This window comes from Brevibacterium picturae, from assembly GCF_900105045.1.
Lineage (GTDB): Bacteria > Actinomycetota > Actinomycetes > Actinomycetales > Brevibacteriaceae > Brevibacterium > Brevibacterium picturae.
The window spans coordinates 162,246-187,442 of the sequence record NZ_LT629739.1; the positions used below are offsets into that span (position 1 = coordinate 162,246).

At 62.8% G+C, this 25,197-nt stretch carries 26 protein-coding genes and 1 pseudogene; 11 read left to right on the top strand and 16 right to left on the bottom strand.

Going from position 1 to position 25,197, the window contains the following annotated elements:
• The first annotated feature begins 79 nt into the window (after positions 1 to 79).
• The 3 genes from BLT92_RS00730 to BLT92_RS00740 all read left to right on the top strand — a co-directional run bounded on the left by BLT92_RS00730 (position 80) and on the right by BLT92_RS00740 (position 3,531).
• On the top strand, positions 80 to 2,308 hold the full coding sequence (locus tag BLT92_RS00730; protein WP_092101920.1) for an NADP-dependent isocitrate dehydrogenase: 2,229 nt from the start codon (positions 80 to 82) through the stop codon (positions 2,306 to 2,308).
• Positions 2,309 to 2,397: 89 nt separating this feature from the next.
• Positions 2,398 to 2,883, top strand: a complete 486-nt coding sequence (locus BLT92_RS00735) for a LapA family protein (RefSeq protein ID WP_092108616.1) — start codon at positions 2,398 to 2,400, stop codon at positions 2,881 to 2,883.
• Between the two features lie 3 nt (positions 2,884 to 2,886).
• Positions 2,887 to 3,531, top strand: a complete 645-nt coding sequence (locus tag BLT92_RS00740) for a 4'-phosphopantetheinyl transferase family protein (RefSeq protein WP_092101923.1) — start codon at positions 2,887 to 2,889, stop codon at positions 3,529 to 3,531.
• A 10-nt stretch (positions 3,532 to 3,541) separates the two neighbouring features.
• Here the strand turns inward: BLT92_RS00740 and BLT92_RS00745 are convergent, their stop codons facing one another.
• A complete protein-coding gene (locus BLT92_RS00745; protein ID WP_092101926.1) occupies positions 3,542 to 3,949 on the bottom strand; it encodes a hypothetical protein in 408 nt (135 codons plus the stop codon).
• A 9-nt stretch (positions 3,950 to 3,958) separates the two neighbouring features.
• Positions 3,959 to 5,410 carry a MocR-like pyridoxine biosynthesis transcription factor PdxR gene (gene pdxR / locus BLT92_RS00750; RefSeq protein WP_092101929.1) on the bottom strand — a complete coding sequence of 484 codons (1,452 nt, stop codon included), beginning with the start codon at positions 5,408 to 5,410 and terminating at the stop codon, positions 3,959 to 3,961.
• Positions 5,411 to 5,554: 144 nt separating this feature from the next.
• Here pdxR and pdxS point away from each other — a divergent pair, with 144 nt between their 5' ends.
• The 3 genes and pseudogenes from pdxS to BLT92_RS00765 all read left to right on the top strand — a co-directional run bounded on the left by pdxS (position 5,555) and on the right by BLT92_RS00765 (position 8,591).
• Positions 5,555 to 6,436: a pyridoxal 5'-phosphate synthase lyase subunit PdxS gene (gene pdxS / locus BLT92_RS00755; protein WP_092101932.1), complete on the top strand. Its 882-nt coding sequence runs from the start codon at positions 5,555 to 5,557 to the stop codon at positions 6,434 to 6,436.
• A complete protein-coding gene (gene pdxT / locus BLT92_RS00760) occupies positions 6,433 to 7,014 on the top strand; it encodes a pyridoxal 5'-phosphate synthase glutaminase subunit PdxT (protein WP_092101936.1) in 582 nt (193 codons plus the stop codon). The genes pdxS and pdxT overlap by 4 nt, the downstream gene beginning before the upstream one ends.
• Before the next feature lie 10 nt (positions 7,015 to 7,024).
• Positions 7,025 to 8,591, top strand: a pseudogene (locus BLT92_RS00765) (helicase HerA-like domain-containing protein).
• On the opposite strand, the gene BLT92_RS00770 reads toward BLT92_RS00765, so the two are convergent.
• The 6 genes from BLT92_RS00770 to BLT92_RS00795 form a co-directional block, all read right to left on the bottom strand.
• Positions 8,588 to 9,523: a diacylglycerol/lipid kinase family protein gene (locus BLT92_RS00770; RefSeq protein ID WP_157691285.1), complete on the bottom strand. Its 936-nt coding sequence runs from the start codon at positions 9,521 to 9,523 to the stop codon at positions 8,588 to 8,590. The pseudogene BLT92_RS00765 and the gene BLT92_RS00770 overlap by 4 nt on opposite strands.
• A 7-nt stretch (positions 9,524 to 9,530) precedes the next feature.
• Positions 9,531 to 10,613 (bottom strand): winged helix DNA-binding domain-containing protein, encoded by a 1,083-nt coding sequence (locus tag BLT92_RS00775; RefSeq protein WP_092108618.1) that lies wholly within the window; start codon positions 10,611 to 10,613, stop codon positions 9,531 to 9,533.
• An 83-nt stretch (positions 10,614 to 10,696) separates the two neighbouring features.
• The gene (locus BLT92_RS00780; protein WP_231938954.1) at positions 10,697 to 12,004 is read right to left on the bottom strand and encodes a carboxylesterase family protein; all 1,308 of its coding nucleotides are present in this window, start codon (positions 12,002 to 12,004) and stop codon (positions 10,697 to 10,699) included.
• 10 nt (positions 12,005 to 12,014) lie between these two features.
• Positions 12,015 to 12,524, bottom strand: a complete 510-nt coding sequence (locus BLT92_RS00785) for a phosphoribosyltransferase (protein WP_092101943.1) — start codon at positions 12,522 to 12,524, stop codon at positions 12,015 to 12,017.
• Between the two features lie 59 nt (positions 12,525 to 12,583).
• Complete coding sequence (locus BLT92_RS00790; RefSeq protein WP_092101946.1) at positions 12,584 to 13,072, bottom strand: DUF2087 domain-containing protein; 489 nt, start codon at positions 13,070 to 13,072, stop codon at positions 12,584 to 12,586.
• Positions 13,073 to 13,260: 188 nt separating this feature from the next.
• The gene (locus BLT92_RS00795) at positions 13,261 to 13,644 is read right to left on the bottom strand and encodes a YchJ family protein (RefSeq protein ID WP_231938955.1); all 384 of its coding nucleotides are present in this window, start codon (positions 13,642 to 13,644) and stop codon (positions 13,261 to 13,263) included.
• 55 nt (positions 13,645 to 13,699) lie between these two features.
• On the opposite strand from BLT92_RS00795, the gene BLT92_RS00800 reads away from it, so the two are divergent.
• Entirely contained in the window at positions 13,700 to 14,278 is a 579-nt protein-coding gene (locus BLT92_RS00800) for an HhH-GPD-type base excision DNA repair protein (RefSeq protein WP_092101953.1), read from the top strand.
• Between the two features lie 134 nt (positions 14,279 to 14,412).
• Entirely contained in the window at positions 14,413 to 15,054 is a 642-nt protein-coding gene (locus BLT92_RS00805; protein ID WP_157691286.1) for a hypothetical protein, read from the top strand.
• Positions 15,055 to 15,116: 62 nt separating this feature from the next.
• On the opposite strand, the gene BLT92_RS20305 is transcribed toward BLT92_RS00805, so the two are convergent.
• Positions 15,117 to 15,503, bottom strand: coding sequence for a hypothetical protein (locus BLT92_RS20305; RefSeq protein ID WP_157691287.1), 387 nt, complete (start codon positions 15,501 to 15,503; stop codon positions 15,117 to 15,119).
• Positions 15,504 to 15,578: 75 nt separating this feature from the next.
• On the opposite strand from BLT92_RS20305, the gene BLT92_RS20310 reads away from it, so the two are divergent.
• Together BLT92_RS20310 and BLT92_RS00815 are read left to right on the top strand one after the other, a co-directional pair.
• Positions 15,579 to 15,920 (top strand): hypothetical protein, encoded by a 342-nt coding sequence (locus tag BLT92_RS20310; protein WP_157691288.1) that lies wholly within the window; start codon positions 15,579 to 15,581, stop codon positions 15,918 to 15,920.
• A gap of 97 nt (positions 15,921 to 16,017) precedes the next feature.
• Positions 16,018 to 17,256 carry an NAD(P)-binding domain-containing protein gene (locus BLT92_RS00815; RefSeq protein ID WP_092101962.1) on the top strand — a complete coding sequence of 413 codons (1,239 nt, stop codon included), beginning with the start codon at positions 16,018 to 16,020 and terminating at the stop codon, positions 17,254 to 17,256.
• Here BLT92_RS00815 and BLT92_RS00820 read toward each other — a convergent pair.
• Positions 17,226 to 17,894, bottom strand: a complete 669-nt coding sequence (locus BLT92_RS00820; RefSeq protein WP_231938956.1) for a hypothetical protein — start codon at positions 17,892 to 17,894, stop codon at positions 17,226 to 17,228. The genes BLT92_RS00815 and BLT92_RS00820 overlap by 31 nt on opposite strands.
• Before the next feature lie 115 nt (positions 17,895 to 18,009).
• Between BLT92_RS00820 and BLT92_RS00825 the strand changes: the two genes are divergently transcribed.
• Positions 18,010 to 18,726 carry a PIG-L deacetylase family protein gene (locus BLT92_RS00825; protein ID WP_092101965.1) on the top strand — a complete coding sequence of 239 codons (717 nt, stop codon included), beginning with the start codon at positions 18,010 to 18,012 and terminating at the stop codon, positions 18,724 to 18,726.
• A 38-nt stretch (positions 18,727 to 18,764) separates the two neighbouring features.
• On the opposite strand, the gene tpx is transcribed toward BLT92_RS00825, so the two are convergent.
• The 6 genes from tpx to BLT92_RS20315 form a co-directional block, all read right to left on the bottom strand.
• A complete protein-coding gene (tpx, locus tag BLT92_RS00830; protein ID WP_092101968.1) occupies positions 18,765 to 19,265 on the bottom strand; it encodes a thiol peroxidase in 501 nt (166 codons plus the stop codon).
• Between the two features lie 292 nt (positions 19,266 to 19,557).
• A complete protein-coding gene (locus BLT92_RS00835) occupies positions 19,558 to 20,529 on the bottom strand; it encodes a DUF368 domain-containing protein (protein WP_092101970.1) in 972 nt (323 codons plus the stop codon).
• Positions 20,530 to 20,564: 35 nt separating this feature from the next.
• Positions 20,565 to 20,978: a VOC family protein gene (locus BLT92_RS00840; protein WP_231938957.1), complete on the bottom strand. Its 414-nt coding sequence runs from the start codon at positions 20,976 to 20,978 to the stop codon at positions 20,565 to 20,567.
• A gap of 72 nt (positions 20,979 to 21,050) precedes the next feature.
• Positions 21,051 to 21,884 (bottom strand): thioesterase family protein, encoded by an 834-nt coding sequence (locus tag BLT92_RS00845; protein WP_092101975.1) that lies wholly within the window; start codon positions 21,882 to 21,884, stop codon positions 21,051 to 21,053.
• A 36-nt stretch (positions 21,885 to 21,920) separates the two neighbouring features.
• The gene (locus BLT92_RS20735; protein ID WP_231938958.1) at positions 21,921 to 22,415 is read right to left on the bottom strand and encodes a hypothetical protein; all 495 of its coding nucleotides are present in this window, start codon (positions 22,413 to 22,415) and stop codon (positions 21,921 to 21,923) included.
• A gap of 354 nt (positions 22,416 to 22,769) precedes the next feature.
• Complete coding sequence (locus BLT92_RS20315; RefSeq protein WP_157691289.1) at positions 22,770 to 25,196, bottom strand: LPXTG cell wall anchor domain-containing protein; 2,427 nt, start codon at positions 25,194 to 25,196, stop codon at positions 22,770 to 22,772.
• Between the last annotated feature and the right edge of the window lies 1 nt (position 25,197).

Genomic DNA, 25,197 nt, shown 5'->3' on the forward strand with positions numbered 1-25,197 from the left:
ACCGGGAAGCCGAGCCCATCGGCGGCAACGGTAGGATAGTGAGGTCAAACCCCGAGACGATGTGGAGTAGTCCATCACCATGGCCAAAATCATTTATACGCGCACCGATGAAGCGCCTCTTCTGGCGACGTACTCGCTCAAGCCGATCATCGAAGCTTTCGCCACCTCGGCGGGTGTCGAGGTCGAGACTCGCGACATCTCTCTCGCCGCGCGTGTGCTGGCGCAGTTCACCGATCGCCTCCCGGCCGACCAGCAGGTCCCCGATTCCCTGTCGGAGCTGGGCGAGCTGGCCAAGACGCCCGAAGCCAACATCATCAAACTGCCCAACATCTCGGCCTCTGTCCCCCAGCTCAAGGCCACCATCGCCGAGCTCCAGTCCCAGGGCTACGAACTGCCCGACTACCCGGACGAGCCAGCCACCGATGATGAGCGCGACGCCAAGGCCCGCTACGACAAGGCCAAGGGCTCGGCCGTCAATCCGGTCCTGCGTGAGGGCAACTCCGACCGTCGCGCCCCGCAGGCCGTGAAGAACTTCGCGAAGGCCCACCCTCACTCGATGGGTGACTGGTCCTCGGACTCGAAGACCAATGTGGCCACCATGGCCTCCGGTGACTTCCGTGACAACGAGAAGTCCGTCGTCATCCCGGCCGATGACACCCTGCAGATCCGCCTGCGTCCCGCCGCCGGCGAGACCGTGGTGCTCAAGGAAGCGCTGCCCGTCCTCGCCGACGAGGTCATCGACGCCACCAAGATGGATGTGGCCGAACTCCACAAGTTCCTCAAAGCGCAGATCGCACGAGCCAAGGACGAGGGCATCCTGTTCTCCGTCCACCTCAAGGCCACCATGATGAAGGTCTCCGACCCGATCCTCTTCGGTCACGTCATCGAGGCGTTCTTCCCCGAGGTCTACGCCGAATACGGTGCCGCCCTCGCCGAGGCGGGACTGACCTCCGACAACGGGCTGGCCGCCATCCTCGGCGGGCTCGACGACCTCTCGGCCGATGTCGCCGCCGGCGTCAAGGCCGGAATCGAGAAGGGCATGGACGAAGGCCCCTCCTTGGCCATGGTCGACTCGCACAAGGGAATCACCAACCTCCACGTGCCCTCCGACGTCATCGTCGATGCCTCGATGCCCGCGATGATCCGCGTGGGCGGCAAGATGTGGAACAAGGACGACGCGACCCAGGACGCGCTGGCCGTCATCCCCGACTCCTCCTACGCCGGCGTCTACCAGACCGTGATCGAGGACTGCCGCGTCAACGGCGCCTTCGACCCCACCACGATGGGCACCGTTCCCAACGTCGGACTCATGGCCCAGAAGGCCGAGGAATACGGCAGCCACGACAAAACCTTCGAGATCGCCCAGGACGGGGTCGTCGAGATCGTCAACTCCGCCGGTGAAGTTCTCCTGAGCCACAACGTCGCCGCCGCTGACATCTGGCGCGCCTGCCAGACCAAGGACGTCCCCGTCCGCGACTGGGTCAAGCTGGCCGTCACCCGCGCCCGCCTGTCCGAGACCCCAGCCGTGTTCTGGCTGGATGAGACCCGCGCGCATGACCGCAACCTCAAGGCCAAGGTCGAAGAGTACCTGGGCGATCACGACACCGAGGGCCTCGACATCCAGATCATGAACCCGGTCGAGGCGACCCAGTTCTCGATCGATCGCATCCGGCAGGGTAAGGACACCATCTCGGTGACCGGCAACGTCCTGCGCGATTACAACACCGACCTGTTCCCGATCCTGGAACTGGGCACCTCTGCCAAGATGCTCTCCGTGGTTCCTCTCATCGCCGGTGGCGGACTGTTCGAAACGGGTGCCGGCGGTTCGGCACCCAAACACGTCCAGCAGCTGATCGAGGAGAACCACCTCCGCTGGGATTCCCTCGGTGAGTTCCTCGCTCTGGCCGAATCATTCCGTCACGAGTTCAACGTCCACGGCAACGCCCGTGCCGGAGTTCTCGCCGACACGCTCGATGCCGCGACCGGCAGGTTCCTCGAAGAGAACAAGTCGCCCTCACGCAAGGTCGGTGAGATCGACAACCGTGGCAGCCACTTCTTCCTCACGCTCTACTGGGCGCAGGAGCTGGCCGCACAGACCACCGACGAACCGCTGGCCGAGGCCATCAAGCCTGTTGCCCAAGCGCTGGAGACCAACGCCGAGACCATCTCGGCCGAACTCCTCGAGGTGCAGGGCAACCCGGTCGATCTGGGCGGCTACTACTACCCGGAGGAAGCCAAGCTCGACTCGGCCATGCGTCCCTCTTCCACGCTCAATGAGATCATCTCCTCCCTGAGCGCAAAGGTCTGAACTGAGAGACACAACGATCTGATCTCAACTCGCAAGGTCAGATGTCGCAACACCTCACTCATGCGCCCATCAGCGACTATGATGGGCGCATGAGTACTCAAGACCCCCGTGGCGAATCCCAATCGCCCGACGAGCTGCTGGCCGAGACGCAGTCCCTGCTCGGCGACGAGGATTCGGCCACCGGGGACACCCGAGAAGTCGAACCGGCCCAGCAGACTGATCCGACTCAGGAAGTCGCACCGACACAGCAGACGGACCCGACGCAGCAGGAACCGACTCCTGCCGGCAAGAACGCCGATCTGTCCCAGATCAAGGGCGGTTCGGGGATGTCGGCCGGCATGTGGATCTCCCTCATCCTCGGTGCCGTGATCGTCGTCCTGCTGCTCATCTTCATTCTGCAGAACAACGTCCCCGCCGATTTCCAGTACTTCGGATGGCAGTTCCAGCTGCCGTTGGGCGTTGCCATGCTCTTCGCCGCGATCGGCGGCATCTTCATCGCCGGCATCATCGGATCCGTGCGCATCTTCGTGCTCAGCCGCCGACTCAAGAAGATCTCGAAGGCTCTGGGCCGCTGATACATGGAATCCCACCCCGGTTTCACCCTTCTGCCCACCCAGCTCGATTCCACCATTGTCCTCGCCGACACCGATGCCGAAGCCGAATGGGCGCGCATCGACCTCTCCTCGCTGACGAAGCAGGAGATGAACTATGCGAGCGAATTCGAACCCGATGCGGCTGCCACCTGGGCTGCAGGTCGGGTCATCCTCCGCCACGTCCTCGGCACGCACCTGGACCGTGACCCGGACGACATCGAGATCCGCCTTGACTCAGCAGGCAAGCCGCGGGTCGAGGAATGCGAATTCTCCGTCACCCGGGCCAGGCGCCTGGTCCTCGTCGCCGTCGCCGACGATCCGGTCGGGGTCGATCTCGAAGCGGTGCCCGAACACGCCGTCGCCGCCGAGGCGATGTCGCTGCTGCACCCGAAGGAGCGGACCGAACTCGAACAGGGTCCACAGTCCGACCTGGCCACCGATTTCGTGCGGGTCTGGGCACGGAAGGAAGCCTTCCTCAAGGCCCTGAGCACAGGGCTGGCCCGCGACCCCGGATTGGACTACATCGGGGTCGGAGCGTCACCGAACTCGCCGCATCCGGACATTGAGATCTTCGATCTGGAGTCGGGACTGCCCAAGGACTATCACGCCGCCATCGCGTTCAATCGGTGAGTGACGGCGTTCAGCCGCCCGTCGGCGAAGCCTCGTCAGAAGGCTCGTCGTCGGCGAAGTCGGGACCGTTCGCCCCGGTGGTGAAGATTACGGCGATGCCCAGCGAGCCCAGTCCCGTGAAGCAGAACCAGATGTAGCCTGCTGCCGGGCTGTCGACGAGGGAGAAGATCACGGCCATGATCGTCGCGACCACCCACAGCGAGTCGAAGATCACCAGGTACTTCACGTAGCTCTTCTGAGCCTTGCGGACACCGTAGGAGATCTCCGTGGCGCCGCTGAGGAAGAGCAGGACAATCGCAGCGATGGCCAACCACCTGGGCGCGAGCAGAAATGATTCGACTGCGGGAAGGAAGATGCAGAGTGCGATCGCGACGAGCATTTTGACGACGCCATCGGCGACGAACCCGAATTTCATCATGCCCCGATCCTACTCAACCGGCCCTGCCCGGTCATCTCCGGCCAGCGGCCCCAACAGTGACTGCACCGTCTCCAGTGCCTGATGCAGAACGGCGGCTTCGACGTTCGAGTGGGCGATGACGATGCCGTGTCTGACATCGCTGTCGGCACTCCAGCCCGCTGCCAAGGAGGCCACGAGGATCCCCCGCTCGGCCAGCTCACTGCGCAGTCGGGCGGCGATGGATTCGGTCGTTTCGATGACGAGGGTCCGACCTTCGTGGGCGAGCCCGGGAATCTCGCCGGCATCGGCAACGACCGCCTCGGCGGCTCTGAGTCTGCGCCGACCACGTGAGATTCGACGTCGCAGCCCTCCCGAGGTGAGATAGGACGCGATCGCCGTCTGCATGACCGGGGAGAATGCCGGCCCCAAGGCGGTGCGCATGGTGCCCAGGCGGTGGCCGAGGTCCCCGTGGGCGATGATGTATCCGGTCGACACGGCGGAGGTGAGCAAGGTCGAGAAGGTGCCGATGTGGACCACCTGTGCGGGAGCATTCGTTGAGACCGCGAGGTCGTAGAGGGTGGGCACCACCGTGCGAGCGTACCGGGCCTCACTGTCGTAATCGTCCTCGATGACGATGACGCCGCCGGCCCGCGCCCATTCCAGGAGTCTCACCCGCCGGTCGATGGGCATGGTCGTCCCGTGCGGGAACTGATGGTTGGGAGTGACGACGACAGCGCCGAGGCTCTCAGTCGTGTCCTCGGACAGGTGCGCCGTGTCGATGGGGAGGAGATCGCGATCTGACATGGCCTGGCGCAGTCCCGGAAACCCCGGGTTCTCGACGCCGATCGCACCGTCGACACCCGTCGTCAGGAGCAGGCGCAGCCCATCACGGGACCCGCTGGTGAGGATGATGTCATCGGGGTCGACGCTCATCCCCCGCGTCAGGCGCAAGTGATCGGCGATCGCCCATCTGGTCTGCGGCTGCCCCAGCGGATCGATCGGACCGGGGTCGATGTCGAGCGAATCGCGCCACGCCCTGCGGAAGGCGGGCTCCTGCAGAGGGTTGTCGCCGCCGAAGCCGGGGCGCAGATCGACGAAGCTGCGCAGCCTGCGGCGTGGAACCTGCGGTGGGCGCATGCCTGGATTCCGTGTGTGCGGTGTGCTCGGCAGCTCCGGGTTCACCCGTGTCGCCGAGCGTTCAGCGGTGATGAGGAACCCTTCGACGACGAGTTGGGCGTACGCGGTCTCGACGGTCCCACGGGAGACATCGAGGTAAGCGGCCAGACGTCGGCTGGCGGGCACCGGTTCGCCGGGTCGAACTGCCCCAGTGGCGATGAGTCTCCTGATCTCGGCCACCAATTGGTCAGGCAGCGGAACGGACGCGCCGCGATCAATGTCGATGGGCAGCGCGATCCCATCGGCTCGGGGCAGGACCGTTCCTGCCGGTACCGACGACTGAGCGCCGCGATGTGCTGATGACATGCGTCGATCATACTGGCCTAAAACTTTTCATGTTTTCTGGCACTCATGTTGAGCCACATGTGGTTCTAGTCTTGTGGTGAACGGCCGTTCTCACCGATCACCTCGCCCGCACCATCGGGCTCACCACGAACGGAAAGCACGACAATGACACAGACACAGACCCTGCTCAACACCGGACTGGCACAGATGCTCAAGGGCGGCGTCATCATGGACGTCGTCAACGAGGAGCAGGCCCGCATCGCGGAGGCCGCCGGCGCCTCGGCAGTCATGGCGCTCGAACGCGTCCCCGCCGACATCCGCGCTCAGGGCGGAGTAGCCCGGATGAGCGATCCCGACCTCATCGACGGCATCACCGCGGCCGTGTCGATCCCGGTCATGGCCAAGGCCCGGATCGGCCACTTCGTGGAAGCACAGATCCTCGAGACCCTCGGCGTGGACTACATCGACGAATCAGAGGTCCTCTCCCCCGCCGACTTCGTCAATCACATCGACAAGTCTGTCTTCAAGGTTCCATTCGTCTGCGGTGCGACCAACCTCGGCGAGGCTCTGCGCCGCATCACAGAAGGAGCGTCGATGATCCGGTCGAAGGGCGAAGCCGGCACCGGAGATGTCTCCGAGGCGATGCGTCACCTGCGGACCATCAATTCCGAGATCAGGGCGCTGGGAGCCAAGAGCGAAGACGAGCTCTACGTTGCCGCCAAAGAAATCGCGGCCCCATACCACCTGGTCAAACAGGTCGCCGGCCTGGGCCGACTGCCCGTCGTGACCTTCGTCGCCGGCGGCATTGCCACCCCTGCAGACGCAGCCATGATGATGCAGCTGGGCGCCGACGGCGTCTTCGTCGGCTCAGGAATCTTCAAATCCGGCAACCCGGAAGCCCGCGCCCAGGCCATCGTCGAGGCGACCACCCACTTCGACGACCCCATCGCCGTCGCGAAGGCCTCGCGCGGGCTCGGCGATGCGATGGTCGGCATCAACGTCGCCGACGTTCCCGCACCCCACCGCCTGGCCGAGCGCGGCTGGTGAGAGTCGGCGTCCTCAGCCTCCAGGGAGCCTTTCGCGAACACCTCAGTGTTCTCGACTCCCTGGGGGTCAGCTGTTGCAAGGTCACCAGGCCGGAACACCTCGACGGCCTTGATTCGATCATCCTTCCCGGGGGTGAGTCATCGGCCATGGTCCGCATCGCGGCCGGCACCGGGTTCTTCCCCGCCCTCCGCGAACGCATCGGTGCAGGGCTGCCGGTCTTCGGCACGTGCGCAGGCCTCATCCTCCTCGCCGATCGGCTCACGGATGATTCGCTGGACGGCTTCGACCGCCTCGGCGGGCTCGACGTCACTGTGGCACGCAATGCCTACGGCAGACAGCGAGAGTCGTTCAGTGCACCGGTGCAGGTCACCGGCCTCGATGACGCATTCGAAGCGACATTCATCCGCGCTCCGCAGATTCTGAGTATCGGTAACGGTGTTGAGGTGCTCAGCGAGTACGCCGATGTGCCGGTGCTGGTGCGCCAGGGCAACATCTGGGGCGGCAGCTTCCATCCGGAACTGGGGATCGACACGAGGATCCACGAGGAATTCCTGCACAGCCTCGGCGCGACCGTGTAAAGATAGCACCATGACGAATGAGACGCTGCAGAAACTCAAGTCCGGTTACGCTTTCGACTCTCCGACCCTGGAACTGGGGGGTGGCGCTGAACGAGGATGAGCCCGACAAGGACACACCGATATCGATCCCTCTGTCGATGCTCAACCGCCACGGACTGGTCGCCGGCGCCACCGGAACCGGCAAGACCGTGACCCTGCAGGTTCTGGCCGAACAGCTCTCACGCGCCGGTGTTCCCGTCTTCGCCTCCGACATCAAGGGCGACCTGTCAGGCATCGGTGCGGCAGGCGAGGCTTCTGAGAAGCTGAGCAAAAGGCTCGAGGCTTCCGGTCAGGACTGGAAAGCCTCGGCCAATCCCACCGAGTTCTACACCTTGGGAGACTCGGGACTGGGGACTCCGCTGCGAGCAACAGTCACCTCGTTCGGACCGATCCTTCTGGCGAAGGTCCTCGAGCTCAACGACACCCAGGAATCGGTGCTGTCATTGGTATTCCACTATGCCGACACTGTCGGTCTTGCCCTCCTCGATCTCTCCGACCTTCGCTCGGTGCTGAACTTCCTCACCTCCGATGAGGGCAAGGCCGACCTCGACGGCATCGGCGGGGCGTCGAAGGCCACCGTCGGTGTCATTCTGCGCAAGATCTCCGAACTCTCTGCCCAGGGCGGTGATGTGTTCTTCGGCGAACCCGAATTCGACACCGCTGATCTGCTGCGCCTCGATGACAACGGGGCCGGAATCATCTCGGTCCTCGAGCTGCAGAAGCTCTATCAGTCCCCTGCCTTGTTCTCCACCTTCCTGATGTGGCTGCTGGCCGATCTGTTCCAAGATCTGCCTGAGGTCGGTGACGCCGATAAGCCCTCACTGGTGTTCTTCTTCGACGAGGCCCACCTGCTCTTCGCCGATGCTTCGAAGGCATTCCTGCAGTCGGTGACGCAGACCGTACGCCTCATCCGCTCGAAGGGAGTCGGCATCTTCTTCGTCACGCAGACGCCGAAGGATGTGCCCGAGGATGTGCTCGCCCAGCTGGGTTCGCGCATTCAGCACCAGCTGCGGGCGCACACTCCCAACGATGCGAAGGCGCTGAAGTCAACGGTGCAGACGTTCCCGACCTCCGACTACGATCTCGAGGAGCTGCTGACCACCTTGGGCATCGGAGAGGCTGTTGTGACGGTGATGGATCCCGAAGGCGCTCCGACTCCCGTGGCACCGACGAGGATGCGTGCCCCCGAGTCGCAGATGGGGCCGATGTCCGAAGACGAGATTCACGCTGCCGTGGCAGCATCCCCACAGCATGAGAAGTACGGGACAGCCATCGACAACGAGTCGGCCCGGGAGATCCTGACGAAGCGTCTGGAGGCCGGGTCCCAGGCCCATGACGAGGAGCAGGCGGCCGCGAACAAGGTGGCGTTCCCGGAAGATTCGGCGCAGGGCTCCGGATCGGGTTCGGGGAAGCAGAAGGAAGAGGAGGAAAGCATGTTCTCCAAGGTCGTGAAGTCCTCTGCGTTCAGGCAGTTCACTCGCACCGCGGTACGAGAGATCACACGCGGCATCTTCGGCACCTCACGCCGACGGCGCTAGTTCGGCGCTAAGAGCGTCAATGAGGTGGTTCCTGCTCGCAGGTCCAGCCCGCTGCAGTCTCCGATGGAGTCACCGTCGAGCTGGACCGGGGCAGGAGCGTCAAGGCTGATGGCGGCCTCGCGTCCTCGCCAGTAATGCATGGCAGGGTTCGCTCCTGGGTGCCGGTTCAGGCAGTCCCAGCCGATCCGTGCCCATTCGCCGAGGCGGTCTCTGGGTGTCGTCGTGGCCAGCTCGACGGCCAGGAATTCGAACTCCTCTGCGGTCACCTCGGCGTGGTCGAATACCGGGATCGGCCCGGCCGGTCGTGCCGTCTTCGAGGCCATCACCGACCACACCCGGGTCTTGGTATCGCCGTCGAACTCTGCGGCGTTGATGCGTGCATTGGTCAGAGGGGCGAAGAGCGCCCGGCCGGCACCATAGGCGTAGCCGACGATCCCTTGGTTGAAGGGTGCTGGCAATCGGGTGCGCCCACCGACGGCTCTCGCATCTCCCCCAACTCCTGCCAGCGACAAGAAATGCTCACGGCGGTGGCCCTCCGCTGTGTAGCAGTCGGCCTCGTTGACTGCTACGTCTTGGTGAGACACAGGGTCGGACTCGAGAAATGATTCGGCCAGGAGCAATGCATGCTCGGCTGAACGGATACCCATGTGCCTGGACAGGACGTTCGCCGTCCCCGTGGGAACGATGAGCACTGGCACCTTTGCGTCGGCCAGGACCGGTGCGATTGCGCGCAACGTGCCATCCCCTCCGAGCACGACGACAACATCTGCTCCCCAGTCAATAAGTCGCGAGGATTGTTCGGCCCCGGGCCAGGTCCGCGTCGTTGTTGTGCTGCGGTAAGGGATTTGTCCACGTTTGAGGATCTCGACCAAATGAGTATGGACCCGCGACGTTCGTCTGTGCCTCGGATTGACGAGGATTCCGACCTTCATCGCAGCTTCAGACGAAGGCAGGGTGGGAGGCGGCAACAGCCTCAGCCCGATCAACGTCGACGTGCTGGGCATCGAAGGGATCGATGATCAGCCGCGGACCGGTCTTGCGCGGTGAGCGTTTCCAGGTCGCAAGTGCCCGGGTGCCGTCGATGAGTGTGTTCTTGAACATGCCGTTGCCACCGGGGACAACGAGCTTCTCGTGGGCCGGATCCAAGGTGGCGCTGCGGTCCTTGTAGCCGAGGATGATCTCATCGAATCCAGGCAGCAATAGGAGTTCGTTCGCCCGCGAGCGGCCCTCGTGCAACCGGTCGGCCAGCTCCGGTGCTTGATAGTGGTCACGGCCATCGATGCTGACTTCGACGATCTCGTCGGCGGATACGGCCGCGGCTAGGGCTGTGCGCACGGGTGTCTTGGGCAGTCCCGTCCACCGGGCCGCGTCCTCAACCGTCACCGGTCCGTGGCTGAGGACGTAGCGTGTCATCCATTCGTGCAGGGCCGCCTCCTCGTCGAGTTCGATGGGGTTCGGGATCCAGTCTGCGGTGAGGACGTATTTCATGTCGTCCTTGCCCTCGACCATCGGCCCCTGGGCGATGATGTTGCGCAGCGCCAGGGTTGTGATGAGATAACGCTCGTGCCCGTATTCCTTACCCGCCTGCAGGGGCTCGAAGGCGTCGAGCAGTTCCTGACGGGTCAACGGCCCACGGTCACGAATCGCCTCTTCAGCGAGTTGTGCAGCGGCGTCGACCATCGCATCGTCGATGCCGAAGACTTCGCGGCGTTTGGCCACAGACTTCAGAGTTCGTTGCCCGGTCAGCCCGAGCACCCATCCGAGGTCGTCGGCCGCGACCAGGTGAATGGTTCCTCGCTGCGTCCACGACCGGACGATGTCTCCAGCGTCCATGGCTGCTCGGACTGCGGTCACCGAGGTGCCCGTGCGCAGTGCGATCGAGACCAGGGCACCGCCCAGCGCCTGAGCCTGCACGCATCCGAGGTTTCTCACCACCGACAGCGGCGTGGGTGTCGTCGACGCCGTCGCGTCGACGAGTCCCTGGGAGATCAGTCGGGCTGCTGAGACCTGGTGTGAGTCCATGAACTCACGATAGACTACGGCACTGACCTGGGCTGGGAAAATCCCGACAGGTGTCTTCACCTTGCCCTCGTGACGCCGACAGATCAGCCCAGAATGTCGATGAGCCCCGGCACGGGAACCCGCGGCAATGCGCCGGAGGTCGCGAAACGTCCCCAGATGGTGCGCAACTCCGGGCCCGCGATCTGGGCCGTGCCACCGTAGTCAAGGAAGCTGTCGTGCCACACATCGCCGGGAAACAGCAGGGGCAGGTCCCCGGAGTGCGCGGCGTCAAAGAAACTGCCATCACCGCGGGAGACGATGAGAAGACGTGTGCCCTGTCCTCCCGACATCCGGTGCCGATCGTAGAACGCCTTGGCTGCGCGGGTGTAGACCGCCGAGGTGATGCCTGAGATCAGTGACTCGAGCATCGGGGAGGTCAGGTGCCGATCGTGCAGTCGGCGGAAGGCCGGGACGAATCCGGCGAAGAAGGCGATCTCTCGTTCGGTGCGGGTCATGAGCACGTCGTATCTGCGTGCGGCTTGTGACCATGCGGCGTCGGTATCGGACTTCGCCGGCAGCGGGTAGGCACCGTAGTGGACGCCGAAGCACATGCCGGCGTGGAGTCCTCCCACCAATGCCGCCCTGTGCACCTCGTCCTGTGCTGCGAGGATGTCATCGACGCTGGCAGCGGGGTCGATCTTCTCGGCGACCTTCGCCATGGCCCAGTTCATCGGTTCGGTGCCTCCGGCGAGTCCCAGTGGCGCCGATGCCAAGATCACGCGGTGGAAGAGGTCATCGGTCGCCTCGGCGATCATCAGGTGTGCGCAGGCGTCGGCACCGGCGCTCTGACCGGCGATCGTGACATTGCTCGGGTCTCCCCCGAAGGCCGCGATGTTGCGCTGAACCCAGCGTAGAGCCGAGATCTGGTCGAGGAGGCCGAGATTGGAATGCTCGGGCTTGCCCGTTCCCAAGAATCCCAGGACGCCGAGGCGGTAGGTGACCGAGACGACGATGACGTCCTGTTCCTCGACGAGGGTGTGCGGATCGTAGATCTCCGCGTCCCCGGCACCAGCGACGTAGGCACCGCCGTGGATCCACACGAGCACCGGCAACGCGGAGTCGTGCTCGACTGTGTCGGTCGGGGCGGTCACGCTCACCCGCAGACAGTCTTCGCTGGTGGACAGCCCGCCAAGCTGATCGAAGGTCATTCCCGCGTTCGGGTCTCGCCGGTACTGCGGGCTTCCGGGACCGGGCTCTCTGCCATCGATGACGTCCACGGGCGGTTCGTCGATCGGGCGGGCGAAACGCCGCGCGCGGGCATAGCGGATGCCCCGAGCGCGGATCACGGTGCCGTCGACGGAGGCTCGGACCCGACCGCACGGGGCATCGATGTCCCGACTGTCGCTGATCATGGTCTGCTGCTTATTTTGAGGCTTCGACCGGGGGCTCGGCCGACCAGGGGAAGACGATCCACTGATCCGTGCGCTTCCACACGAAGTCCGGGTCGATGATGGATGCCGACTTCGCATAGATCACTGCGGACTGAGCTTCGGCACCGTGCTTCTTCAGCAACTCGAGGACAAGGGCGAGTGTGCGGCCCGAGTCTGCGACGTCATCGACGACGAGAAGCTTCTTACCTTTGATCGCTTCGATGTCGAGCATCGGGGCCAGGAGAATCGGGTCGGGCAGGGTCTCATGGACATCGGTGTAGAACTCCACGTTGATCGCGTCGGAGAGCTTGAGGCCGAGGGCGTATGCCAGTGCACCGGCCGGCAGCAGACCTCCGCGAGCGATCGCGATGACGATCTCGGGGTCGTAGTCGGAGTCGGCGATCGTCTGCGCCATCTCCCTGGCCGAGGTGCCGAAGGTGTCCCAGGTGAGGATCTCTTTCTCATCGAGATCGGTCGAATCGGCGTGATAGGCCTGGCCCATGAAGTCTCCTTTTGAATGCCCGTTGTTTACCCGAGCTTCAAGGATACGCGGTCGCCGACTCAGCGCAGAAACGCCTCGAAGACTGCTGCTTCTTGGATGAGATTCCCGGTGCGCGCGGGTAACGGTGAGTTCACCCAGTACTGACCGGTGTGCGCATCGCGTCCCAGGTACCCGTAGTCGATGAGCTCTCGACGCAGCCGCGCGAAGTCCGGGTGGAACTCGCTGAGGATCGTGTTGATGTCCTTCTCGCTGTAAGTTCGCCCGGTCTCGAAAGCTGTGAGCATCTCAAGCAGGATAACGACGAGGGCCTTGCGCTTGGTGGGGATGGAGACCAGCCGTCCCCCGCTCATGAATGTTCTCAGCGTCTTGGCTTTGAAGGCTTCAGCCTCGGGATCAGCCAGCGTTGAGGCGCTGCGGCTCTGGTCCTCGTGGCGTTCGTCGTGGTGCCGTTGGTCGTTCAGCAGTGCCGTGCGGGCGGAGGTGAAGTTCTCCCCCGTCGAACTCATACGCTTGCGGACGAGTAGTTTGAAGTCTTTGTCCTTGGTCATGGCGCTTGTTCCTCTGCGACCACGTCTCCCCCAGCACGAAACCTGGTCCGAAGATCACCGTGACAGGTCCGCCCGAGGATTCTCTCCCCTTCGCCGAAAGGTCGGTGAGCTGGGATCACGACCGTGGCTGGGCGATGGATGCGCCGCTGCCACCAGTATAGGCCGAGTTCGGCGCTTGTGGGTCTTGGTCAGCTGTCGAGGGCATCCAGGTAGACCCATCTGCCGGCTCTGCGGACGAATGAGGAGTTCTCCTCAAGGGTGTGTTCGCCGAGGTGATCCCGGTAGGTTGCCCGGAAGTGCACCGTGCCCGTTTCGTCAGTTTCCTGCCCGTCTGTCGTGTCCACGATTTCCAAGCTCAGCCACGCAGTCTCGGAATCCAGGCCGATGTCGGTGGGCCGGGTCTTGGCGTGCCAGGTGCGGAAGAGGTGGTCTTCATTGCCGCGGGCGAATGCGGTGCAGCGGGAGCGCATGAGCGCCTCAGCGGTTGTCGGCCATCTCTCGGCGTCCAAGGCGGGACGGCAGCAGTTGTCGTAGTCGGTGCCGGGCGGCATTCCGGAACAGGGGCAGATCATGACTCGATGGTATCTCTGAGGTGCTTGCGGGCGGGTTACATGCCACTATGGACGCATGAGTTCAGTATTCCTCTCCGGCGATGCAGAAGCCGACGCCCTTCTTGCCGATGACTCCTTTGCCCTGCTGATGGGCATGTTGCTCGATCAGCAGGTGCCGATGGAAGTGGCGTTCGCCGGACCGGCAAAGCTTGCTGAGCGTCTGGGAAAACTCGATGTGGTCGAGATCGCTGAAATGGATCCCGATGAGTTCCTGGAGAAGTTCTCGATCAAACCGGCGGTGCATCGTTTTCCCAAGTCGATGGCGACGCGAGTGCAGAAGCTGGCGGCACAGATCGTCGACGAATACGATGCTGACACGTCCGCGATCTGGACGTCGGGAGATCCGACTGGGCCCGAGGTCCTCAAACGATTGAAGAAGTTGCCGGGCTTCGGCGAGCAGAAGGCGAAGATCTTCCTGGCTCTCCTCGGCAAGCAGTTCACTTTCAACGCTGACGGATGGCGCGAAGCCGCAGGTGACTACGGTGCTGAGGACAGCCGTCGCTCAATCGCCGATGTGGTCGATGAGGACACCTTGCTGGAAGTCCGCGCCTTCAAAAAGCAGCAGAAGGCTGCCGCGAAAGCAGCCAAGAAGTAGTTTCACTCACTCACGGGCAGGTTATCCACAGATTCAACTTCGCCTGTTCTCAAAGTCACAGTTCTCGCATAATGTAGAGATTCCGGGCGCGATTTTCACATCTGCGCTGGAGCTTTCGACCACAGAGGCGTGGAATGAAGACTGGACGTGGCGGACGTATCCGCTATCGAGCGACGACGGCATTGACGCTGGCAGCCGCACTCGCACTGCCGCTTGTGCTGTCGGGATGCGAGGACCATTCCCCCGTGGCCGCACCGACTTCGACGATGCCTGCCAAGGATCCTTCGAACGGCTCGCCCTCCGCTGACCCACAACCAACAGTCCCCGCGTACGAGACTGACCTTGATCTGAGCCCCGAGGAGACGGAAGCCGTCGAAGGGGCGCTGGTTGCGTTTGAGGGATTTTTTCGCTCGGTAAATTCTGCATACTCGGGTGACTTTGAAACCGCGGACGATTTCCCGAAATTCGCAAGCGGAGACGCTTTGGAATCCATCAGAGGCGACGTCCAGGTAGTCGAGGACGGCACCTACGAATTCTGGGGAGATATCTCGCCTAGCAAAGTAACAATTGACGAAGTCAAAACCAGTGATGATCCGAAAGTAGTCAATACAGTCTCCGTGGACTTCTGCTTTGACTTGACCGAATGGTCGCTTCGTCCAAAAGACAAAGAAGAAACGGCATCGAAATCGGACTTCGTCACCATGGAACATATGATCAAAAAGACTTCCAAGGGATGGCGAGTTGCAGAGCAATCCTTAAAAGAGAAACGATGCTGAAGCTGAAGACCAACATCGCGATCATCATATTCGCTACTTTGGTTGTCACTCTCCTAGCCCCGCTACCCGCCGTAGCGGGTCCGAACTGCGATATGAGAAACATAAACAATTGCTCCGCGGACATTCCGGGAGGCGGAGGAGGGAACAACCCGGCCCCACCCCCTCCGCCAGCGCCCGGCCCAGGAGGTGGCTCCGACGGCGGAGGAGGCGACAGCGGGGGCGCTGGCGGAGATGGCAGCGGATCCGGCGGAGGCGGTGATGGCTCCGGCGGTGGCGGCGGACAGCCAGATTGCGTACTCGAAGAGGTCGGACACATCTGTGCAGATCTGCCCGGGCCTGGCCCCGGACCCGGCGGCGGTGGAGGCGGCGCTCCCGCGAGGCCGGCGCCACCCACCCGCATCCCAGAATCTCAGTTCCAGACCTTCGATATTCCGGCTCCGACGATTCATGCCTGGCCGAAAGATTGGGCTGTCATCGGCAAACCGGCGGCTTTCTGGACGGACGCGGAGACCAGCTATATCGAGATGACGCTGCTGACCTATGCGGTCACTGTGAAGGTCACCCCTGAGAAGTACTACTGGGATTTCGGCGACGACACCGGCGGAACAACGACGAAGACGGGTTCGAAGCCGCGTCCGGGTGACGAACCGCAAATAGGCCATGACTACCAGAAGACTGGAGCGAAGACGGTCGGCATGACCGCGACCTTCAGCGGGGAGTTCTCTGTTGATGGCGGTCCGTGGTTGCCGATCGACGGCTTCGCACACGTAGCCAGCAACGAGATCTCCATCGACGTCTACCGATTCCACCGCTACCTTGTCGATGAGGACTGCTACGCGAACCCACAGGGGCCCGACTGCAGCTGAACCTCGCCGCGCGCACTCGGCCCCAGGCACTACTCCCATGACCACCCCTCTCACCCGCCGTGGCGCAAAAGCGCCAGGAACCTGAAACAATGGGCACATGGTGTGCCGAATCTCGGAGTTGCTCGTCGACTCCCATTGGCCGATCGTCATCATCGGCGCTGGTCAGGCCGGACTTTCAGCCGCCCACTATCTCTGGCGCGACGGATTGGTGCCCGGCAAGGATTTCATCGTCCTCGACGCCGGGGCCGGGCCCGGCGGCGCATGGCGTGAACGGTGGGACTCCCTGACGCTGGGATCGACGAATCATGTGGCGGATCTGCCAGGCTTCCCACTGGGCACACCGGATCCCTCAATTCCCGCCTCGGCGGTGGTCTCCGACTATTACTCACGTTTCGAACGCGAACTCGAACTCTGCGTCGTCCGCCCCGCCGAGGTCGTCACGGTGAAATCACCGACGCCCGGCACAGGACCCCTGCAGATCACGGCAACGATCGATGGAGAACGCGTTCAACTCTCAAGTCGGTATCTGATCAACGCGACCGGCACCTGGACTCATCCCTATGTTCCATTCGTGCCCGGCATCGCCGAGTTCGAGGGCCGCCAGCTGCATACCGCGAACTTTCGCGATGTCGAGGACTTCCGTGGTTTGCGGACCTTGGTCGTCGGCGGTGGCATCTCTGCAACACAGTTCCTGCTCGAACTCGCCAAGGTGACCGACACACTGTGGGCCACACGCAGGCCCCCGAACTTCACCTCAAGGCAGTTTGACGGCAATTGGGGTCTCGAGGTTGAACGAGCCGTCCGATCTCGTACCTTGGCCGGCCTCGCTCCGGCCAGCGTCGTGCGCACCACGGGCTTGCCCATCCGCCAGGACTTCCGTGACGGCGTCGACTCCGGTGTGCTCGTCTCACGTGGAATGATCGACTCGATTCTGCCCCACGGGGTTCACTTCCCCGGTCGGTCGGCCGAGGAACAGACCACTTCAGAAGGGCTCGGTCCCTCGGCCAGCGACCACCTGGCCCTGCCGGAATCCTGGCAGCCCTTCGAGCAGGAACGTGTCGAAGATGTCGACGTGATCTTCTGGAACACCGGTTTCAGAGCCGCCCTCAACCATCTGGCACCGTTACGTCTGCGTACACCCGATGGAGGAATAGCAATGGAGACCGAGGTCTCGGTCAAAGACGACCATCGGATCTTCCTCGTCGGGTATGGTTCCGCGAGCTCTACGGTCGGTGCCACCCGCGCCGGTCGGATCGCGGCCAGAGAGCTGCTCAAACGCCGCGCCCGAGCACAGCGCACGCCCACTCAGGACAAGGTCGGCGATTCGAGGACCTGATCGGCAAAGCTCACGGTCGGCAGCATCTGTGCGAAGAGGTCAGCGGTATCCTGATCACTTGCCACCGTGACCATTTCGACGCTGACCTTGTACAGTCGGCCGTTGTCTGAGATCCCGGCGACAGCGCCGAAGAGCACGGAATCGGTTTCGTCGATGGCCCGGACCTCCTGGCGGGCAAGCGAACCGTGGACAGTCCAATATTCGCCACCGGCGACCGTCCCGGTCTGCTCGTCCAGAACTCTCGACCGGGATTCTCCGAAGGTCTGTTCCTGGGCCGTGGCGACGATGCTGTGCGCCGTCTCGTCATCGCTTTCATAACAGTTGACGGTGATGATGGCACCGTTGTCGCGTGTGTAGAGCTGGTAACTGTCGTAGGCGAGATCATCGTTCCACCCGCCGCCCATGGCCAACTCAACCTTGATCGGGCATTCCTGGCCCAGATCGACTGACACCAGAGTCATCCTCGATGGGACTGCAGGAGCGTCGGATTCCCGTGACGTCTCCTCTGCTGAACCGTCGTCGATGCCGACGCTGACCGGTTGAGAATCGCCCTCGGCGGAGCTGATACGCAGTGCAGAGCATCCGGAGACGAACAGGCCCAGCACCAGCACACTTGCCAGGAGGAGACTCCGATACATGGGCCCGCTTTCGACTATTGGAGAGACGCAGCTTTCACACTGCCATACACATAGTATCCACCGGGTCTGCTTCCTGCTCTGGTACATATGCCCGGCGGGGCTTAGCCTGGGAACTATGACTGAACTACCGATCTTCGACGACGATGATGTCAATAGGCTCCTGTGTATCGTCGCCCATCCCGATGACATGGAATACGGCGCCTCCGCGGCCGTGGCCAAATGGACCGACCAGGGCAAGTCCGTCTCGTATCTGCTCCTGACCCGTGGCGAAGCGGGAATCCGGGAGATGCCCCCTGAGGACGTCGCACCCCTGCGCGAGGGTGAACAACGTCAGGCATGCAAACTCGTCGGTGTCGAGGACCTCGAGATCCTTGATTTTCCTGACGGCCTCCTCGAGCCCGATCACGAACTCAGGCATGCGATCGCAAAGAAGATCCGCCAGTTCGAACCCGATGCCGTGATGGTGACCAGCTGGGAGCTCAAGATGCCTTGGGGTCTTAACCATGTCGACCACCGGGCGGCCGGAATCGCAACCATCGATGCCATCAGGGACGCCGACAATCCGTGGCTCTTCACCGACCTCAAGGAGGCAGGCCTCGAGGCGTGGAAGGCAGACAAGCTGCTGGTCAATGGTGCAGACGCCACCCATGCCGTGGTCCTCGACGAGGCACACGTCGACCGTGCCGTACGCTCGCTGGAGGCTCATACCGTCTACCTTGAGGCACTTCCCGACCATCCGGCGCCGTCGGAGATGATTCCCGGGATCACCTCCGAAGCCGGAACACGGGCAGGCGTGAAGTACGCGCTGCCCGTGCAGGTATTCGACATGTAGCACTCGGCTCGGCCAGCCGGTGGCCGAGCTCGACGCGTTCAGACGCCGAGTGCGGCGACGGCCGAGTCGTAGTCCGGTTCGGTGCCGATCTCGTCGACGAGCTGTTTGTGGACGACGGTGCCCTTTTCGTCGAGGACGACGACGGAGCGGGCCAGCAACCCTGCCAAGGGCCCGTCAACCATGGTCACACCGAATTCCTTGCCGAAGGCGCTGCGGAAGCCCGACGCGGCGACAACGTTCTCGATGCCCTCGGCGCCGCAGAAGCGCGCCTGTGCGAAGGGCAGATCGTTGGACACGCACAGGACTGTGGTGTTCTCCAAGCTCGCGGCGAGTTCGTTGAACTTGCGCACCGAGGCAGCACAGACACCGGTGTCCACGCTCGGGAAGATGTTGAGCACAACACGCTTGCCTGAGGTATCCGCGGAGTTCACCTCACCGAGGTCGGTGCCCACGAGATTGAAGGCGGGAGCCTGTACACCCTTCTCCGGAAGCTCGCCTACGGTCTTGACCGGTGTGCCCTGGAATGCTGTATGCGCCATGTTTCACTCTCACTTTCTGTCGTGATCATTGCTGTCATTCCTCACCCTACGTGAGAAGACCGACACGAGAATCGCTCGTTCACGTTCAGATGCGACGACGGCGGGCGCCTCCGCCCAGCCCTGCGCCGGCGTTCACATCCCCGCTTCCATTGGTGGAGTCGCCACCGTTGCCTGAGTCGGATCCGTTGGCAGAATCCGTGGCATTCGCCGAGCTGTCCCCACCGTCAGCATCGGTTGTCGCCAGCGGGGAGAACTCTCCCGTGTCCGCCGCCCTGCATAAGCCGTGTTGGCTCTATTGCTCGCCGAGGTTGTCCTTTCCGGCCTTCGATGCGAAGGCTGATTCGACGACGATGAGGACAATCACGATTGCCGCGCCGATGGCGGCGAGGAGGATCGGCATCCACACCGGTTCGGAGGGCGCCAGCAGATCACCGCCGTCAGAGCCCGATTGCCATGGCCACAGCGCACGCAGGGAGCCGAGCATCAGACCTGACATCGCGATCAGCGTCCACCACCGGTGATTGTGCAGGAGATATCGCAGAACGTTGACGAAGAGCGCCAGGCCGAGGACCGCACCAAGTCCGAACACAGCGATGTAGACCAGGTCGCGGTCGTTCACTGCTCGCAGTGTGGTGGCGTAGAGGCCGACGGCGAGAAGTAGGAACGAGCCGGAGACTCCCGGAACGACCAGGGCACAGACGGCGATGGAGGCGACGAAGAAGACCGCAATGAGTGGCGGGTCCTCAACTCCTGAGCCACCGGCCAGCCCGGTCGTCCAGAAGGCGAGGACAGCGGCGGCGAGAAAGACGAGAATGCCCAGCGGCAGCGGTTGCCCGGTCCGAGCCGGCAGCATGCGAAGCGGAACGGCGATGCTGGCGGCGACGAGGCCGAAGAAGAGTCCCCGGGACAGTTCAGGGTTGCCGGTGACAAAGCTCTCCATCACCCCAGCAACGGTGAGTACTGCTGTCGCCATACCCAGCAGTACCGGGATGACCAGGAACCAATCGGTGCGGCGCAGTTCGGCAACCGCGCCCCGCCACCGGTCGGGGCCGGTGACCAGAGTTTTGCCAGCCTTGACGACGTGAGCGGCGGAATCGATGACTTGGTCGTAGACACCTGTCACGAGGGCGATCGTGCCGCCAGAGACTCCCGGGACGAGTTCGGCAGATCCGATGAGGAAACCGCGGAGCAGATCAAGAGGGATCAGAGCTTTGGGACGGGTGGGCTTCATGCGAGCGGCCACCTCGGAGTTGGGATCAGTCATAGTACCTTCACCCTACGAGATTCGCACAGACAGGTTCATGCTCCTGCCTCGCCTGCCGATGTGGGCGTTTTCCGACCGATGTCGAAGACGTTGCCTTCGGGATCCTTGAGCGTAGTCCATTCGATACCGAATTCGGCAAATGATGCGATCCGCTCGGCTCCCAATGCCACGGCTCGTTCGACATCGGCGGGATAGTTCGGGTCGTCGAGATCGATGTGCAGAGGGTTCTTGCCCTCAACGCGGTCCTTGACCTGGAGAAAAAGCATGCCCGGAGTCGTCGACTCAGCGTTGTGGACACCGCCGATGCTGGCGACGAATTCGTTCGCCCCCTCGTCGAGGTCGGCATTTAAGAGTTCGGCCCAGAAGATCGATTGGGTTTCGACGTCTTTGCAGTCGAAGGTGATGCTCAGCGAGGACAGTGACGCCATGGCTGATGATCCTTTCGTCATTGTCTGATCCTGACCTCACACTATAGACGCAGGCCCTGACACCACAGCGGTGCTCTGGTCCTATCATCGCTTTCACCCTCGCGGCTGCCGTGCCAGCTGCCGGGACTGGGCCACCAGCCGACCCCCGGAATCCCAAAGTTCGCAGTCCTCTTCGAACATGCCGCCGGCGATATTGCGGGAGTACAACTTCACTCTGATCCAGCCCGGGGCCGGGACAGCGCGCAGATGTGCGGTCAGCTCCATGGTCGGGGCCCAGTTGTAGCGGCCCAGATCGAACATCACCGGCGGGAAGGCGTCGAGAAATGCCAACAGCGACAGTGCCTCTGGCTCTGTCCCGTCTGCCAGTCTGATCCAGCCCTGCAGCAGGCCACGTCCGCTTGGTCGACCGGTCATGAAACCGGCAGTCTCGGGATCGAGTCTCATGTCGTAGCGTTTGAGCAAAGGAGCGGACTTCACGAAGTCTCCGGGCGCCTCGGCGACGTTGATGCACTGGTCCGGGTCCGGCAGCTTCGGTGGGGTGGCCGTGGTCGCGACATCGTCAGGCAGACCTGCGAGGTTGCCCATCGTTGCCAGTGCTGTGATCTTCGGGGCGTCGTTCTGGGCCAGATCCACGGAGAATGTGGCACTGGACCGGCCTTCGCGGATCATGCGCGTAGTGATGTCGGCACTGCCTCCCTCACTCGGGCCCAGGAAATAGGTGGAGACCACCAAAGGGTCGGGAGCGCTCGGACTGTTGGCACGCAGAGCCTGCGCGATGACGCCGAGGAGGTATCCCCCGTTCACCGCCCCGGCAACGCTCCAGTCTCCATCAAGCTCTGCGGTGAAGGTGGATTCCGACAGACGTGTGACTGCAGTCGCGGATTCGAATTCGCTCAGGCTCGATTCGCGCAAATTCATATGGCTCATGTGACTCACATTACCAACGTCTGAACAATCGTCCGGTCAGTGAGGTCGGTTGATGTGGCGTTCATTGCCTCGGCGATAGTTGCCGGTCACGCGTGCGAGCAGCTGCTGGTCGGATTCATAGCCGGCACCGAGCTTGGCAATCAATGCCGATGCCTTCTTTCCGCCGATCTCCATCACGGTCCGTCCGTTTCGCACAATGATGATCAGGCCCGATTTCGTCATGCGATAGTCGAAGGGATCATCTTCGAGGCCCAACGTCACCACTCCCCTGTCCAGCTTCGGCCGGTCACCCTTGTGACCATGAGCATAGCTTTGCCACGCCTCGATCCCAATGGCGCCGGTCGTTCCGGGTTCATCGACTTCTTCACCGGCAACCAATGCCCTTTGTATGTGCACCCCGCGCAGTGTTCCGCCGCCAAGGTCGAGGTATTGTGACCGCCTCGGGCGAATGTGGGGGGTGACGAGAACGAAGCATTCTGGCTCCGTCTCGATGGTCTCGACGTCGAGTGTCTTCGTTCCGTCACGGATCATGTGTTCACAACCGATGATGTCGATCGCTTCGAAGGTCTCACTCGCGATGACAATATCGCTATGCGCTCAACTCTCATACACGCAGGCTGGCCGAAGGAAGCACATTAACGACGAGCCTGGCCCTTATCGGGCCAGCAGCCGAGAGACTCAGTCGCCTCTGCCATTCTGCGCGAGGAATGGGAATCTGGAGTATCGATCAATGCCCGTTGGAACGACTTCCCCGAGCACCCGAGTGGTGCCGTCGACTGACATGCCGATGTAATGTGTTGGCACATGCAGAGTGCCCCTGATCGGAAGACCAGGGGCACTCTTATGAACTCTCAGGCGATCAGTGGCTGATCGGGTGAGCTATGTTCAGTTCTTCTTGTTCCGACGCATGGTCAGGACAACCGCGGCTCCACCGACAACGAGGAGTCCGGCACCGGCAGCGAGGCCGGTCAGTTCAGCACCGGTGCGAGGCAGATCGGATCCGCCGTCTCCACCGTCACCGTCGTCGCTTCCGCCGCCGTTGCCGTCTTCATCGGCAACAACGGTGAACGAGCCGCTCAGTGCCTTCTCATCGTCCGTGTCGTTTGCTCCGGTCACCTGCACGTCGTACTTGCCCAGGTAGGCCGAAGGATCGGATGCGTTGGTTCCGTAGATCGAGAAGGCGGCGACGCCGTTCTCGTTCGCGGTCTCGTCGAGGGTGATGCCCTCAACGTTCTCTGGACCGGCGACAACCTCGAGAGAGACGTTCTCGCCCTCTTCGAAGCCCTGAACCTTGATCTGCACGCCCTTGTCCTTCTTCACGAAGTCAGAAGCAGCAATTTCCTTGGGCTCGATCGAGATTTTGCGCTCGGCCGGAGCCTCGCCGTCCTTCGATCCGTCGGAGTCAGCGTTGGATTCTGCATTCTTGGCGTCTGCAGCTGCACCAGCGTCTGCCTCGGCGCCATCGGCAGCGGAGTCAGCGTTAGCGTCGTCACCTTCAGCGGCAGAGTCAGCGTCTGCGTTGTCGCCATCGGCAGCAGCAGCGGCATCTGCTTCGTCTGCAGCTTCTTCCACGGTCACGGTGAACTCGGTTGCATCTGAAGTTCCTGCGTCAGTGGTGGCGGTAGCGGTGTAGGCGTACTCGCCAGCTTCTGACGGAGCTTCGGTCGTGAAGTTGCCTTCGGCGTCAGCTGTAACTGTCACAGAGCCTTCAGGTTCGGCCTTTTGAGTACCGGACGCGGGCTTCCAGTCCAGCTTCACCTTGGCATTGGCCTCGGTCTTGCCGGTGATCTGTCCGCCTTCGTCCACCTTCTGGTCGGTGACCTTCGGGGCTTCGGGAGCGTCCGAGCCATCGGCATCGGCGCTCGCGTCGTCACCTTCGGCACCTGCGTCAGCATCTGCTTCCTTACCGTCAGCACCTGCGTCAGCATCTGCATCCTTGGCATCAGCGTCAGCTGCAGCTGCTGCGTCGGCATCCTTGGCATCCGCGCCAGCGTCAGCGTCGGCATCCTTGGCATCCGCGCCAGCGTCAGCGTCGGCATCCTTGGCGTCGGCACCTGCGTCAGCGTCGGCATCCTTGGCGTCGGCACCTGCGTCAGCGTCGGCATCCTTGGCATCCGCGCCAGCGTCAGCGTCGGCATCCTTGGCATCCGCGCCAGCGTCAGCGTCGGCATCCTTGGCATCCGCGCCTGCATCAGCATTCGCGTCATCGTCACCTGGAGGCTCTTCATTCGGATCGGTCAACTGGAAGTCGATGCCGGACTCGGACAATGAATGGTCCAGGTCAGCCACCCAGCTCAAGTCGAACTTAGTGCCGTCATTCCACTCCGCAGGTCCACCACCGGAGATGACACCTACTGCGGTCTCTCCCTGGAAGACTCCGCCGCCGGAATCACCAGGAGCCGAGAATGGGTCATCGAGAGCACCCTCAACAGCGAAGCCATGCACCCAGCGACCGCTGACGTTCATGTACTCATAAGGGTAGGATTCGGCAGGGATGACGTCGGCTTCGGTCAGGCCGGTCGTCCGACCGGCCTTCTTGATCGACCCTTCGGTGTGCGACCCGACTTTGGTGATCGGACTCGTCGATGCAGCGAGATCATCGGAACCGGCGCTCGTCCAATCCGTGATTTCAGCCTTCGCGTTGTAGGCCGCGTCATCGAGCTCGATGACAGCGAAATCGATGTCGCTGGCTTCGCCGGACGTTTCTCCGGCCTCCACCGGGCTGCCGAATTCATTGAATCCCCACGTTCCGACGGGGCCGACGCCAGCCGGTTCGAAGCCGTCGCCGCCAGTCGCTTGAGCAGTGCTCGGGCGCTCGGTGTCGGCATGAACCGTGGAGCCGAGGTCGGCGCCTGTGTCCTTGTCACTGTCCTCGGCACAGTGGCCGGCAGTCAGAACAATGGGATTGCCCTGTTCGTCCCAACCGGAGAAACCGGTCGAACACACGGCGACACCACCATTGCTCGGGACGTTCATCAGGTAGCCAGCGCCACCGACGAGGTCATTCGCAGCGTATGCGTCGAGCTCGGGAATACCGGCCTGCACCTCGACCTTGTCTGCGCCATACTTCGTCTGGAGCTTCTCGATTCCGGCGGCATCGATGTCGCTGTCCCTATCGACGCCGAGGTGAAGCGTACCGTCTTCGAATCCGAAAGCGTTCACTTCGGAAATGCTCTTCGCGGCCTGATGTGCGGCTTGCTGGTTGAGCACTGGGGATTCGGCGGCGGCTGGGCCAGCAACAAAGGCGCCACCCAATCCCAGCGCCGCGGCGGCAGTCAGCGCCAGCGAACTCTGCACGAATTTCTTATGCATA

Bases quoted from the DNA above. Each gene is read 5' to 3' on its own strand.
- BLT92_RS00730 (WP_092101920.1), top strand. From the start codon at position 80: ATGGCCAAAATCATTTATACGCGCACCGATGAAGCGCCTCTTCTGGCG.
- BLT92_RS00735 (WP_092108616.1), top strand. From the start codon at position 2,398: ATGAGTACTCAAGACCCCCGTGGCGAATCCCAATCGCCCGACGAGCTG.
- BLT92_RS00740 (WP_092101923.1), top strand. From the start codon at position 2,887: ATGGAATCCCACCCCGGTTTCACCCTTCTGCCCACCCAGCTCGATTCC.
- BLT92_RS00745 (WP_092101926.1), bottom strand. From the start codon at position 3,949: ATGATGAAATTCGGGTTCGTCGCCGATGGCGTCGTCAAAATGCTCGTC.
- pdxR (WP_092101929.1), bottom strand. From the start codon at position 5,410: ATGTCATCAGCACATCGCGGCGCTCAGTCGTCGGTACCGGCAGGAACG.
- pdxS (WP_092101932.1), top strand. From the start codon at position 5,555: ATGACACAGACACAGACCCTGCTCAACACCGGACTGGCACAGATGCTC.
- BLT92_RS00770 (WP_157691285.1), bottom strand. From the start codon at position 9,523: ATGAAGGTCGGAATCCTCGTCAATCCGAGGCACAGACGAACGTCGCGG.
- BLT92_RS00775 (WP_092108618.1), bottom strand. From the start codon at position 10,613: ATGGACTCACACCAGGTCTCAGCAGCCCGACTGATCTCCCAGGGACTC.
- BLT92_RS00780 (WP_231938954.1), bottom strand. From the start codon at position 12,004: ATGATCAGCGACAGTCGGGACATCGATGCCCCGTGCGGTCGGGTCCGA.
- BLT92_RS00785 (WP_092101943.1), bottom strand. From the start codon at position 12,524: ATGGGCCAGGCCTATCACGCCGATTCGACCGATCTCGATGAGAAAGAG.
- BLT92_RS00790 (WP_092101946.1), bottom strand. From the start codon at position 13,072: ATGACCAAGGACAAAGACTTCAAACTACTCGTCCGCAAGCGTATGAGT.
- BLT92_RS00795 (WP_231938955.1), bottom strand. From the start codon at position 13,644: ATGATCTGCCCCTGTTCCGGAATGCCGCCCGGCACCGACTACGACAAC.
- BLT92_RS00800 (WP_092101953.1), top strand. From the start codon at position 13,700: ATGAGTTCAGTATTCCTCTCCGGCGATGCAGAAGCCGACGCCCTTCTT.
- BLT92_RS00805 (WP_157691286.1), top strand. From the start codon at position 14,413: ATGAAGACTGGACGTGGCGGACGTATCCGCTATCGAGCGACGACGGCA.
- BLT92_RS20305 (WP_157691287.1), bottom strand. From the start codon at position 15,503: ATGAATCGTCGGAGCCGGAATATCGAAGGTCTGGAACTGAGATTCTGG.
- BLT92_RS20310 (WP_157691288.1), top strand. From the start codon at position 15,579: ATGACGCTGCTGACCTATGCGGTCACTGTGAAGGTCACCCCTGAGAAG.
- BLT92_RS00815 (WP_092101962.1), top strand. From the start codon at position 16,018: ATGGTGTGCCGAATCTCGGAGTTGCTCGTCGACTCCCATTGGCCGATC.
- BLT92_RS00820 (WP_231938956.1), bottom strand. From the start codon at position 17,894: ATGTATCGGAGTCTCCTCCTGGCAAGTGTGCTGGTGCTGGGCCTGTTC.
- BLT92_RS00825 (WP_092101965.1), top strand. From the start codon at position 18,010: ATGACTGAACTACCGATCTTCGACGACGATGATGTCAATAGGCTCCTG.
- tpx (WP_092101968.1), bottom strand. From the start codon at position 19,265: ATGGCGCATACAGCATTCCAGGGCACACCGGTCAAGACCGTAGGCGAG.
- BLT92_RS00835 (WP_092101970.1), bottom strand. From the start codon at position 20,529: ATGACTGATCCCAACTCCGAGGTGGCCGCTCGCATGAAGCCCACCCGT.
- BLT92_RS00840 (WP_231938957.1), bottom strand. From the start codon at position 20,978: ATGACGAAAGGATCATCAGCCATGGCGTCACTGTCCTCGCTGAGCATC.
- BLT92_RS00845 (WP_092101975.1), bottom strand. From the start codon at position 21,884: ATGAGCCATATGAATTTGCGCGAATCGAGCCTGAGCGAATTCGAATCC.
- BLT92_RS20735 (WP_231938958.1), bottom strand. From the start codon at position 22,415: ATGATCCGTGACGGAACGAAGACACTCGACGTCGAGACCATCGAGACG.
- BLT92_RS20315 (WP_157691289.1), bottom strand. From the start codon at position 25,196: ATGCATAAGAAATTCGTGCAGAGTTCGCTGGCGCTGACTGCCGCCGCG.